This window comes from Marinobacter antarcticus (assembly GCF_011049865.1).
Taxonomy (GTDB): Bacteria; Pseudomonadota; Gammaproteobacteria; order Pseudomonadales; family Oleiphilaceae; genus Marinobacter; species Marinobacter antarcticus_A.
Window position 1 is genome coordinate 52,067 of the sequence record NZ_DRGY01000049.1, and the last position, 11,641, is coordinate 63,707.

Consider the following 11,641-nt stretch of genomic DNA (forward strand, 5'->3'; position numbering starts at 1 on the left):
AAGGCCCCAGTGGGTGCTCATTCCCACAAATGGCTAAGCTTCGACGATGGCCGAGCGATCTTCACCGCCCATGGCTTCCAGCAACCCGGGAATCAGCTTCGATAATTCCAGGGTCATCAGCGTGAAGGCGGCATCAAACTTTGCAACCGCATCGTCCACATCCACGTCGTCGAGTTGGTCCTGAAGCGTTTCGCTAAATTTCAGTCGGCGGATGCCCATTTCCTCATCCAGAACAAAAGACACGTTGTCGTCCCAGGTCAGGGCCAGCTTGGTGACTTCCATTCCCGCGTCCAGATGGTTACGAATTTCGTCCGCTTTCAAGTTCAGACCTTTGCAACGAACAACGCCGCCGTCTTCCGAAGGGTCTTTCAGCTCACATTCATCGCCTAGCACCACGGTGCCGGGCAGGTCGATGGTTTCGTTCAACCAACCCGTGAAAGTGAAGATCGGAGACTGTTCCAGAACCGGCGGGCGTACGGGCAGAGAACCCAGGCTTTTGCGCAGAGTTGAGGCCAGGTCTTCTGCTTGTTTTGCGGAGCCGGCATCGACAACCAGTACGCCATCCTGCGGTGCCAGGTACGCAAAACAGCGGCGGTTTCTTGAAAAGGCCTGGGGCAGCATTTCCAACATCACCTGTTCTTTGATTTCGTCTTTTTCCTTACGCCGAACTTTACGGCCCTGTTCGATTTCTATGGCCTCGGCTTTGTCTTCAACCGCATCTTTGATGACGGGTCCCGGCAGAATTTTTTCTTCCTTGCGCAGGGCGATCAGGTGATAACCATTGGCACTGTGAACCAGTTGCTCACCGTGTTTGCCAAGGGGCGGTACCCAGCCTTGGCGAGCGGTTTCCTGTGGGCCGCAGGGCTTGAATGCATCGCCGCCGAGCTTTTCTTCCAGCTCTTCAGCAGAGATATCAAACGGTTTGGTAAAACGGAAAACGCGGGCATTGCGAAACCACATCAGGTTGGATCCTTGTCTTTCATATTTGCATGATCTCCACGAGCACTGTTTTAACGATAAAACCGACGACGCCGGCCCCAAGCACCGTAAACAGCGCGAGAGTGCCAAACTTTCCGGCTTTTGATTTTTTTGCCAGATCCCAGACGATAAACCCCATCCAGCCAATAAGGCCGGTCAGAAGCACCAGCATGGCGATCTGGGAAAATACGGCTTCAGTCATGATTTGCTCCGAACTCAATCCGGATTACTGTTCATCCCGCAGGAAAACCCAGTTGTTGGCGTCGGACTGGTCTTCGCTGAAATAATAGCCATCAAGGTCAAAACCCTTGAGCTTGTTCGCATCGGTAATACGATTCAGGACGGCGTAGCGGCACATCAGGCCGCGGGCTTTCTTGGCGTAGAAGCTGATTATTTTGTACTGGCCATTCTTCCAGTCCTTGAATTGGGGGGTGATCAGTCTGCCTTCAAGGTCTTTCTGCTTCAAGCTTTTGAAGTATTCGTTCGAGGCCAGATTTACCAGCACTTCATCGTCGTTCTTCAACAGCTGGTTTATTGCCTGGGTGAGGCGAGCGCCCCAGAACGCGTACAAATCTTTGCCGCGCTTGTTTTCAAGCTTTGTGCCCATCTCCAGCCGATACGGCTGCATCAGGTCGAGAGGTTTGAGAATGCCGTACAGCCCGGACAACATGCGCAGATGCTTCTGGGCGAAACTGAAATCCTGTTCACTGAAGCTTTCCGCATCCAGCCCTGTGTAAACATCGCCCTTGAACGCAAGAACCGCCTGGCGGGCATTCTTTGAGGAGAAGGGCGTATGCCAGCTTTGGAAACGCTCGGCGTTCAACTGGCCCAGTTTGTCGCTGATGCTCATCAGGTTGCTGACCTGGTGAGGTTCCAGTTCCTTGAGCTGGTCAATCAGCTCGCAGGCGTCTTCCAGAAAGTCCGGTTTGGTAAAGGTTTCCGTTGCCAGCGGGCTCTCATAATCGAGGGTTTTAGCGGGAGAGATAACCATCAACATGTCAGATAATTCCTCATTGCAGAAACGTAAGTAACTGATCCCGGTTAAATGGCCAGTCAAGTTCATGCCCGGTGTCGGTCCGCCGGAGCACGGGGATTCGAGTGCCGTAACGCTGCACCAGATGTTCTGATTGCGCGATATCCACCACGTCCACGGGAATGGGCACGGGCATAGGCGTACTCACCAACAGGGCTTCTGCCAGCTCACACAAATGACATTGGGTCGTGGTGTAAAAAAGCAGCTCCATTATGTTGCTTGGGCGTTTACTTGTTGGCCGCTTACGCCTTTGCTGTCACTGCCCATCAGGTACAGGTAAACCGGCATCAGCTCTTCGGGTGTCGGATTTTTTTGAGGGTTTTCTGCCGGGTAGGCGTGGGCGCGCATACTGGTTCGGGTTGCGCCGGGATTCAGGCAGTTCACTCGCACGTTATTGCGTTCGTCGTCCAGCTCATCGGCCAGAAGCTGGCTCAAGCCTTCGACTGCAAACTTGGATACCGCATAAGCACCCCAATAGGCCTTGGCCCGACGGCCAACACCGGACGACGTAAAAATAACCGACGCGGCATCTGACTTGCGCAGCAGGGGAATCATTGCCCGGCTCAGCAGGAACGGCGCTGTCGCATTCACGTGCATGACCTTGTTCCAGGTTTCCGGATCGTACATTTCCACAGGGCTGCGATCACCAAGAATGCCGGCGTTGTGCAACAATCCGTCGAGCTTCCCAAAGTTGTCTTCAAGGGTCATGGCCAGTTCTTCATAGTCTTTTACGGCCGCGCCTTCAAAATTCATCGGTACAATGGCCGGCTTAGGGTAACCGGCGGCTTCGATTTCATCGTAAATCGACTCCAGCTTGCTCACCGTGCGTCCCATAAGAACGACCGTAGCCCCGTGAGCCGCGTAGGTTTTTGCCGCTGTGCGGCCAATTCCGCTGCCAGCCCCGGTTACGATTATGATTCGATCTTTCAAAAGGTCAGCGGGTGCCTGGTAATCTTGCATAACCTGTCTCCGTATCAGGCCGGGGGATTTTTAGGGTGCGTCAACGTGCGTTAAAACGGGTCAGTATCCGAATCATTATAACAGCTTTGCGAGATCGTTTACGGTGTCAGCGATGATATCCGCTCGCCATAGATCAACGGTTTCAGGCTCCTCAATGTAGCCATAACGCACGGCAATCGTTTTCATGCGGGCATTGCGGCCAGCTTCAATATCCCGTTCGTGGTCGCCTACGTACACGGCTTGGGCCGGGTCTGCACCGATCTGCTCGCAGGCAAGAAAGAGCGCGTCCGGAGCCGGCTTTCGGTGAGTGACGTGATCCGGGCAGACCAGCGAGGCGCAGCGCGTATCCAGGCCAAGCGCTTTAACCAAAGGTGCGGCAAAACGGAGCGGTTTGTTGGTAACAATACCCCAGGGAATTCCCCGGTGTTCCAGCGACCGGAGCAGCGCGTCCATGCCCTCAAACAGACGGGTTTCAACGGCAATGCCTGCCTCGTACAAATCCAGAAAAGCGCCGTGTTTTTCGAGGTAATCCGGATCTTCTGGCTCGAGCCCGAAACCCACTCTGACCATCGCACGGGCACCATTGGAAACAGAGCGGCGTATGTGGTCCGCCGGCAGCGCGGGGAGCCCGTGCTGCCGGCGCAGGTCGTTAAGGCAACGGATAAAATCCGGTGCTGTGTCGATCAACGTGCCATCGAGATCGAACAGAACGATTGAGGGGTGATCAGTTTTCACGAATATCCCGTGCATGCATCAGGTAGTTTACATCCACGTCCCGGCCCAGCTTGTAAGAGCGGGTAATGGGGTTGTAGGTCATGCCGGTCAGTTCACGCACGTCCAGCCCCGCGTGGCGCAGGTAATCAGACATTTCGGACGGACGGATAAATTTCTTCCATTCGTGCGTGCCCTTGGGGAGCATGTTCAGAACGTATTCAGCCCCGACAATGGCAAACAGGAACGATTTCGGGTTGCGATTGATGGTAGACACAAACAGGTGCCCGCCGGGTTTAAGCAAAGCAGAGCAGGCTTTGATAACAGACGAAGGATCTGGCACATGTTCCAGCATTTCGAGGCAGGTAACCGCGTCATACTGGCCTGCCTGTTCAGGATCACTGGCCAATTCTTCAACGGTAATTTGTTGATAGTCCACCTTGATCGCGCTTTCCAGGCCGTGCAATCGAGCAACTGCCAAGGGGGCTTCACCCATATCAATACCGGTCACATGAGCACCCCGCAGTGCCATACCTTCTGACAGCAAACCGCCGCCACAGCCTATGTCTGCAACCCGCTTGCCAGCGAGCGATACGCGTTCGTCAATATAGTTCAGGCGCAGCGGGTTAATATCGTGCAGCGGTTTAAATTCGCTGGTGGGGTCCCACCAACGGCTCGCCAGGGCTTCAAACTTGGCAATTTCGCTACGGTCAACGTTCTGGTTTGTCATGTTACGTTCTGCCTGATGAATCTGTCGGAATTCGGTTAGTCAGCTTGTTGCTGGCGAATTTTCCTGGCCCAGCCTTCAACGCGAAGCATAAGATCGGGTACGTCTATGCGCGTCAGTTTGCCATCCTGTACTTGAGGTACGCCGTTAATCCAGCTATGGGTTACCGCGCGGCCGTGGTTGCTGTAAACAAGGTGGGAAGCAGGGTCGTAAACTGGCTGAGTAAACGGATCGCTAAGATCGATGGCAATAATGTCGGCCAGCTTGCCTGCCACCAGCGAGCCCAGCTCGTGGTCCCGGCCTAACGCTTTGGCGCCATTGAGCGTTGCCACTTGAAGTGCCTCATGGGCACTGAGCGCTGCGGCATCGTTGGCAACAACTTTCGCAACCATGGCGGCGGTTCGAATTTCGCCAAACAGATCCAGATCGTTATTGCTGGCGGCGCCGTCCGTGCCTATTGCCAGGTTAATACCGCTCTTCATAAGTTTATGGGCGGGGCAGAGGCCGCTGGCGAGCTTGAGGTTGGATTCAGGACAGTGAACGACGTGTGCACCTGTATTTGCAAGCAGGGCAATGTCGGAGTCGCTGATCTGGGTCATGTGAACACACTGGGTTTTTTCCCCTAGAACCCCGAGTTCCGCGAGCCGCTCGATAGGGCGCTTGCCCTGTTTTTCGAGGCCGTCTGTAACTTCGAATTCTGTTTCATGCAGATGAATCTGGATGCGGGCCCCGGTTTTCCGGGAGAGCGCGACCGCTTTGGTCAGCGGGCCGTCAGATACGGTGTAGGGTGCATGAGGTCCGATTGCCGGCATGATATAGCTGTCATTTTTCCAGCTATTGATCAGTGCCTCACCCTTGCTCAGATACTCGTCTGGCCCGGCGCCCCAAACCGTGGGAAAATCCAGCAGCGGGAAGCAAACTTGCGCGCGCATGCCGGCATCGTGGGCCATCTGGGCCACAATCTCGGGGAAAAAGTACATGTCTGAAAAGGTTGTTGTGCCTGTTTTCAGCATTTCTGCCATGGCCAGCTGTGTTCCATCTGCAATAAATTGCTCACTGATAAACCGGCCTTCGGCGGGCCAGATATGGTCGTTCAGCCAGGTCATTAGAGGCAGATCATCCGCCATGCCACGAAACAGTGACATGGCCGCATGGCCGTGCAGGTTGATCAACCCGGGCATCACCACGTGGTGAGCCAGTTCAATGGTCTCCCGAGTGCGGAATTGGTGATCCGCCTCCGCCATGGGTAGCACGGCTACAATCCGGGTGCCTTGGATGATAACCGCCTGATGTTCCAGCACGATTCCGTGGGGTTCAATCGGAATCAGCCAGCGGGCGTTGATGCGAATATCGGCTGCGGTGATGGTATCTGCGGTAATGGTATCTGCGGTCATTAACCCTGCCTTGCAGCGTCGGCCACGAATGAAATCGAGCACGAACAAACGTGCACAAGAGCGCCGAACAGTAAAATGTAGACCGGAAGTATAACCGTTATACTGACCGTTTTCAGCGTTATGCAACGAGAGCCACGCTATGAATAAGTCTAAAGAATTTCCTTCGCCCCGTGCAATGGGTACGGTCGCCCTCAGATGGCATGGCAGCAGTCTGGAACTGCTCGATCAGCGCCTGTTGCCCGCGCAGGAACAGTGGATAACACTCAAAGACGCTTCGGGTGTGGCGTGGTGCATTCAGGATATGACCGTGCGCGGCGCGCCGGCTATTGGTATCAGCGCGGCCTACGGAGTTGCGTTGGCGGCTCACCACGCCAAAAACGAAAGCTGGGAGGCTGAAATCGATCAGGCCATCCGTGAGCTTTCCGCGTCGCGGCCAACCGCGGTGAATCTGTTCTGGGCTTTGCAACGAATGGAGCGGGTTTTTCATGCCAGTGGATCACTCAATGAAGCCCGGAACCGGTTGGCGGATGAGGCGGTTGCTATCCATCAGGAAGATCTTGCGGGCAACCTGGCCATGGCCGATCACGCTCTGGACGCCATGGGGTTTTCGGCAGATGCCGGCTCCGCCACGCCGGTTTCGGTGCTCACTCACTGCAACACAGGCGCGCTCGCAACGGGGGGCTACGGCACCGCGTTGGGTGTTATTCGCCGGCTGCATGAGCAAAAGTTGCTCAAGCAGGTCTATGCGGATGAAACCCGGCCCTGGCTTCAGGGCAGTCGCCTTACGGCCTGGGAGCTGATGCGCGATGGTATTCCGGTAACACTGAATGCCGATGGTGCGGCAGCGACTATTCTTGCAGCGGGAGATGTTCGGTGGGTTATTGTTGGTGCAGACCGCATTACCGCCAACGGGGATGTGGCCAATAAGATAGGAACTTATAGCCTTTCAGTATTGGCACGCCATCACAACGTCAAATTTATGGTTGTGGCGCCCTCCAGCACCGTAGATATGACGCTGAAATCGGGCGCAGAGATTCCCATTGAGGAACGTGATGGTCGCGAAATTCGGGAGATTCGAGGCATCCCGCTTGCCCCGGAGGGCGTGCGAGTATTCAACCCGGTGTTCGATGTAACCCCCGCAGCCCTGATTGACGTCATCGTGACCGAGAAGGGCTGGGTGCGAAATCCTGACGTTAACGCAATGCTCAGGCTACTGGGCTGATGATCCTTTGAATCACTGCTTGGTTTCAGCCTGAGCAGCAAACTGTTGTGGCGTCAGAATGGACGCCATCCGCTTATCCAGTTCCAGCATGTCGGCCATGATGTCTCCGCCTTCGCGAATTACGAAGTCGAGCTCTTCGTCTTTCGTGCTCAGGTCCGCAGCCTGTTGGTCCTGCCAGTCTTCCAGCGCTTCCAGCGAGTCGAATGGCGCTTCGCCGCGCAGTTCCCTGCGCGCATTGGCGATGGTCAACTGGGTGCGCTCGATCTGCTTCTGTTCAACGGTGCGCTCGTCCAGGTTGAGGCTCACGGTATCTCTGAGGCGCTGATCCTTGAGGAAATCGATCTCTTGCTGAAGAAGGCTGAACTCAGCGCTATGGGCAAAGCGATTCTCATGACGTGCCCGAAGTTCATCGATAATGCCGCTGAAATCGAAGTATCTGGCATGGGGCACGGCGTCTATCTGATCCCAGGGTAGGGCGTGATCCAGCGCATCCTCGCCAATCCGTGTTTTGTCGATACGCGAAGGGATTTCGATATCCGGGATCACGCCCTTGTGCTGGGTGGAACCGCCCGATACGCGGTAGAACTTCGACTGGGTAATTTTGAGCTGGCCGTGGTTTAACGGGCGAACAGCCTGGACTGTGCCTTTGCCAAACGTTTGCGAACCAACGATCAGGCCGCGGCCGTAATCCTGAATGGCGCCCGCGAAAATCTCGGATGCCGAGGCGCTCATGCGGTTGGTGAGCACCACTAAAGGCCCACCATAGGCAACCGACGCATCGTTGTCACTAAGAACCTGAACCTCGTTGCTCGAGTTGCGAATCTGCACCGTGGGGCCCGTGTCGATAAACAGGCCAACCAGGTCATTGGCCTCATTCAGGGCGCCGCCGCCATTGTTGCGCAGGTCAATCACCAGGCCGTCTACGTTGTCTTGTTCAAGCTCCGCAATCAGTTTCCGAACGTCACGGGTCGTGCTCTTGTAGTTCGGGTCGCCGGCCTGCATGGCGCGAAAATCAGCATAAAACGTAGGCACGGTAATCACGCCAACGGTGTATTTTTCGCCATTGCGTTCAAATTCGATCGTATCTTTGCTCGCGCTTTGCTCTTCCAGCTTGACCTGGTCACGGCTGATGGCGATGGATTTGGTCAGGGTTTCGTCCGTCGCGCTGGCGGGGACTACCTCAAGGGTAACCACAGAGTTGCGCGGGCCGCGGATAAGGTCGACCACTTCATCAAGGCGCCATCCGATCACATTCACCGGCTTTTCGCCTTCCTGCGCCACCGATACAATTCTGTCGGCAGGCTTTAGCTGACCCTGCTTTGAAGCTGGGCCGCCCGGAACCAGCCGGACCACTTTGGTGTACTCGTTGTCTGCCTGAAGAACGGCACCGATACCTTCAAGTGAGAGGCTCATATTGATATTGAAGTTTTCGGATGTGCGCGGCGAAAAGTAGGAGGTGTGAGGGTCCCACATGCCGGTAAACGCGTTCATGTAAGCCTGGAATGCGTCCTCGCTGCGTGCTTGATAGGCCCGCTTGAGCTGGCCTTCATAGCGGCGTTTCAGCGTGTCGGTAATAGCGTCGTCTTCAGCACCGCTGAGGCGTTGGGCCAACACGGCATTTTTGATGCGTTTCATCCACAACTCATCAAGCGCCTTTTTGTCTGGCTCCCACTCTGCATCAGAGCGATCAAGCAGAATGCTTTCATGGGTATTGAAATTCAGGTTCTCTATGCCATCGTCCAGAGTATCAAGCGCAAAGTGCAGGCGCTCGATAACGCGCTGCTGAACCAGGTTGTAAATATCAAATCCAGGCTGTAACTGGCCGGTTTTCAGGGCAGATCCAAGTCGGCTTCGCACTTTGCCGAGCGTCTGTACGTCGCTGCCGGTCAGGTAAATTTTCTGGCCGTCGAGGTAGCTCAGGTAGGCATCAAATACGTCGCCGGAAAGCTTGTCGTTAATACTCAGATCGCGGAAATGAGTGAACTGCAGCTGCCGGGCAATGAGTATGTTGGCACGAGCCTGATCAATCGTTGGGGCTACCGGTGTATACTTATCCGGTTCAGCCGCTTTTGCGTGAACGCCGAAAGGCGCTGACAGAAGCAGTGCAATGGTGAGTGCCTGGCAAACGCCCATCCGTGCTGACTTGAACGGCGTGTGACGGACAGATATTTTTTCCGCGATGGTCATATAGGCTTACCTGACGATTCTGGGGGCCTGCCCGGTGTATCTGGAACTGGGTCACCCGTGGGCTGATTGATTTATTGTAGGCAAGGGCTACACCCGTTGCTATAGGCATGACGTATCGGTTCGTGACAATCTATCCATAAACCGGATGCGGTATTGGCGGAAATGCCCTTGATGGAAGGGCTGGGGGCAGCTCGGGCGTAGAATAAAATCGGAGGCGGAGGGAAGGGGCACTCCCTCCGCCATTCAGATATTTCAGGCGAAGCGTTTTTCCTGTTCTGCGTGCTCAAGCAGCAGCGCAGGTGGAGCAAAGCGCTCGCCATACGCTTCAGCCAGTTCTCCAGCGCGCTCGGCAAAGGCTCTCACGCCGTACTGATTGATAAACTGTATGGCGCCGCCGGTCCATGGGGCATAGCCGATACCGAAGATACTGCCGACGTTGGCATCTGCCACGGTGCGCAATACGCCTTCTTCCAGGCAGCGAACCGTTTCAATCGCCTGAATGAACAGAATGCGGTCTTTCAGATCCTGCAATTTTACGTGGCGGGCTTTGTCGCTGTTCACATAAAGCGTTTCAAGTTCTTGCCACAGGAATTTCTTGCCTTTGGCGGGGTACTCATAGAAGCCCGCACCGGCGGCCTTGCCTTTGCGGCCGTACGTATTAACCATCTGGTCAATAATCGCCTCTGCGGGGTGCGCATTCCAGGTTTCCCCTGCGGCTTCCACGTCTTTTTTGCTCTGATCGCGAACATGCTGCATCAGCGTCATGCTGACTTCATCGGAAATCGTCAAAGGGCCAACGGGCATGCCTGCCAGCAAACCTGCGTTTTCGATGCTGGAAGGATGAATACCTTCGCCCAGCATACAAATCCCCTCGTTAACGAAGGTGCCGAAAACGCGGGAGGTGAAAAAACCGCGACTGTCGTTAACAACCACAGGAATTTTGCCGATCTGCTGAACGTAATCGAAGGACCGTGCCAGGGTTTCATCCGATGTTTTTTCTCCCACAATGATTTCCACAAGTTGCATCTTGTCGACGGGAGAAAAAAAGTGCTGCCCGATGTAATTTTCTGGCTTGGCTGATGCTTCGGCCAACTGTGTAATGGGGATGGTGGAAGTGTTGGACGCAAAAATGCCATTTTTGACCAGCCTTGGCTCGGCTTCAGCGGTCACTTTGGCCTTCAGGTCGCTGTCTTCAAATACAGCTTCAATCACCAGATCGCAGCCTTCCAGATCTTCGGCAGAGGCGGTGGCCATAATACGGCCCAGTATCTCAGCCTTCTTCTCTTCGGTCATGCGCCCTCGACTGACCTGTTTCGTCAGCAGGTTTTCCGAGTAGCTTTTGCCTTTTTCAGCGCTTTCGACAGAAACGTCTTTAAGCACCACGTCCATGCCACGGCTGGCGGTTGAGAAGGCGATGCCGGCCCCCATCATGCCTGCGCCAAGTACGCCAACCTTTTTGAAGGTCGCTTTCTCTACGCCTTGCGGGCGGCTGCCACCCGCATTGATGTCATTAAGCTGGAACCAGAAGGTACCGGTCATGTTCTTGGCAACCTGGCCAGTGACCAGTTCAGCAAAATAGCGGGTCTCGATCAGGCTGCCGTTGTCGAAATCAACCTGCGCGCCTTCAACGGCGGCCGAAAGAATACGCTCCGGAGCCGGGTAGCATCCTTTGGTTTTCTGTTTCAGCATGGCTGGGGCAATGGCCAGCTTCTGTGCCATGGCGGGATGATGAGGCGCGCCACCTGGCAACTTGAAGCCTTTCTTGTCCCACGGCTGCTGACACTGGGGGTTTGCTTCAATGAAGGCTTTTGCCTTGGCCATCATGTCATCGACCGAATCGGCCAGTTCATCAACAATACCGGCTTTCAGGGCCGCGGATGGGCGCACTTTTTTGCCCTCCATCAAAAACGGGAAAGCGGCTTCCAGGCCAATCATTCTGGGTAAACGCTGAGTGCCGCCGCCGCCAGGAAGTAGGCCAAGCGTGACTTCAGGCAGTCCCAGTTGAATGCTGTTGTCATTCAGCACTATGCGATGGTGACACGCCAGGGCGATTTCGAGACCGCCGCCCAGCGCAGCGCCGTTGATGGCAGCGACCATGGGTTTGCCGCAGGTTTCCAGCGCGCGCATCTGGGCTTTCATGCCGTTGACCATGTCTTCAAAGGCCTGGGCGTCGTCGCGGGTCACCTGATGAATTTCTTTCAGGTCGCCGCCGGCAAAGAAGGTTTTCTTGGCAGAGGTAATGATAATGCCGCGAAGGTTGTCCAGGTCGCCCTGAACTTTGCTGGCGGTTTCGTTGAGGGCTTCACGGAAGACCGCGTTCATCGTGTTCGCGGATTGGCCCGGCATGTCGATGGTGAGGGTCAGAATCTGATCCGAACCCAGTTCATAACGGATAGCACTCATAATCGGTTGTCCTTGCAGAAAAAGTG

General features: G+C 55.2%; 11 protein-coding genes. 1 reads left to right on the forward strand and 10 read right to left on the reverse strand.

The window, feature by feature from the left end; genetic code table 11:
- Positions 1–33 precede the first annotated feature (33 nt).
- The 8 genes from rdgC to ENI00_RS06405 all read right to left on the reverse strand — a co-directional run bounded on the left by rdgC (position 34) and on the right by ENI00_RS06405 (position 5,788).
- The gene (rdgC, locus tag ENI00_RS06370) at positions 34–960 is read right to left on the reverse strand and encodes a recombination-associated protein RdgC (RefSeq protein WP_304100514.1); all 927 of its coding nucleotides are present in this window, start codon (positions 958–960) and stop codon (positions 34–36) included.
- Positions 961–979: 19 nt separating this feature from the next.
- Complete coding sequence (locus ENI00_RS06375; RefSeq protein WP_304100516.1) at positions 980–1,180, reverse strand: DUF2788 domain-containing protein; 201 nt, start codon at positions 1,178–1,180, stop codon at positions 980–982.
- Positions 1,181–1,204: 24 nt separating this feature from the next.
- Positions 1,205–1,975 carry a peroxide stress protein YaaA gene (yaaA, locus tag ENI00_RS06380; protein ID WP_304100519.1) on the reverse strand — a complete coding sequence of 257 codons (771 nt, stop codon included), beginning with the start codon at positions 1,973–1,975 and terminating at the stop codon, positions 1,205–1,207.
- Between the two features lie 13 nt (positions 1,976–1,988).
- Entirely contained in the window at positions 1,989–2,222 is a 234-nt protein-coding gene (locus ENI00_RS06385) for a glutaredoxin family protein (RefSeq protein ID WP_304100522.1), read from the reverse strand.
- Positions 2,222–2,971 carry a YciK family oxidoreductase gene (locus tag ENI00_RS06390; RefSeq protein ID WP_304100525.1) on the reverse strand — a complete coding sequence of 250 codons (750 nt, stop codon included), beginning with the start codon at positions 2,969–2,971 and terminating at the stop codon, positions 2,222–2,224. Before ENI00_RS06390 ends, ENI00_RS06385 begins: the two co-directional genes overlap by 1 nt.
- Before the next feature lie 75 nt (positions 2,972–3,046).
- Entirely contained in the window at positions 3,047–3,706 is a 660-nt protein-coding gene (locus ENI00_RS06395; RefSeq protein ID WP_414674221.1) for an HAD-IA family hydrolase, read from the reverse strand.
- Positions 3,696–4,412: a bifunctional 2-polyprenyl-6-hydroxyphenol methylase/3-demethylubiquinol 3-O-methyltransferase UbiG gene (ubiG, locus tag ENI00_RS06400; RefSeq protein WP_304100531.1), complete on the reverse strand. Its 717-nt coding sequence runs from the start codon at positions 4,410–4,412 to the stop codon at positions 3,696–3,698. Before ubiG ends, ENI00_RS06395 begins: the two co-directional genes overlap by 11 nt.
- A 35-nt stretch (positions 4,413–4,447) precedes the next feature.
- A complete protein-coding gene (locus ENI00_RS06405) occupies positions 4,448–5,788 on the reverse strand; it encodes a TRZ/ATZ family hydrolase (RefSeq protein WP_304100593.1) in 1,341 nt (446 codons plus the stop codon).
- Between the two features lie 154 nt (positions 5,789–5,942).
- Here ENI00_RS06405 and mtnA point away from each other — a divergent pair, with 154 nt between their 5' ends.
- A complete protein-coding gene (gene mtnA, locus ENI00_RS06410; RefSeq protein WP_414674222.1) occupies positions 5,943–7,025 on the forward strand; it encodes an S-methyl-5-thioribose-1-phosphate isomerase in 1,083 nt (360 codons plus the stop codon).
- Between the two features lie 12 nt (positions 7,026–7,037).
- Here mtnA and ENI00_RS06415 read toward each other — a convergent pair whose 3' ends face one another.
- Both ENI00_RS06415 and ENI00_RS06420 read right to left on the reverse strand, forming a co-directional pair.
- Positions 7,038–9,212 (reverse strand): carboxy terminal-processing peptidase, encoded by a 2,175-nt coding sequence (locus ENI00_RS06415; RefSeq protein WP_304100534.1) that lies wholly within the window; start codon positions 9,210–9,212, stop codon positions 7,038–7,040.
- A 252-nt stretch (positions 9,213–9,464) separates the two neighbouring features.
- Positions 9,465–11,615 (reverse strand): 3-hydroxyacyl-CoA dehydrogenase NAD-binding domain-containing protein, encoded by a 2,151-nt coding sequence (locus ENI00_RS06420; protein WP_304100538.1) that lies wholly within the window; start codon positions 11,613–11,615, stop codon positions 9,465–9,467.
- Between the last annotated feature and the right edge of the window lie 26 nt (positions 11,616–11,641).

Excerpts from the sequence above, each read along its gene's own strand:
- rdgC (WP_304100514.1), bottom strand. The coding sequence starts at position 960 with ATGTGGTTTCGCAATGCCCGCGTTTTCCGTTTTACCAAACCGTTTGAT.
- ENI00_RS06375 (WP_304100516.1), bottom strand. The coding sequence starts at position 1,180 with ATGACTGAAGCCGTATTTTCCCAGATCGCCATGCTGGTGCTTCTGACC.
- yaaA (WP_304100519.1), bottom strand. The coding sequence starts at position 1,975 with ATGTTGATGGTTATCTCTCCCGCTAAAACCCTCGATTATGAGAGCCCG.
- ENI00_RS06385 (WP_304100522.1), bottom strand. The coding sequence starts at position 2,222 with ATGGAGCTGCTTTTTTACACCACGACCCAATGTCATTTGTGTGAGCTG.
- ENI00_RS06390 (WP_304100525.1), bottom strand. The coding sequence starts at position 2,971 with ATGCAAGATTACCAGGCACCCGCTGACCTTTTGAAAGATCGAATCATA.
- ubiG (WP_304100531.1), bottom strand. The coding sequence starts at position 4,412 with ATGACAAACCAGAACGTTGACCGTAGCGAAATTGCCAAGTTTGAAGCC.
- mtnA (WP_414674222.1), top strand. The coding sequence starts at position 5,943 with ATGAATAAGTCTAAAGAATTTCCTTCGCCCCGTGCAATGGGTACGGTC.
- ENI00_RS06415 (WP_304100534.1), bottom strand. The coding sequence starts at position 9,212 with ATGACCATCGCGGAAAAAATATCTGTCCGTCACACGCCGTTCAAGTCA.
- ENI00_RS06420 (WP_304100538.1), bottom strand. The coding sequence starts at position 11,615 with ATGAGTGCTATCCGTTATGAACTGGGTTCGGATCAGATTCTGACCCTC.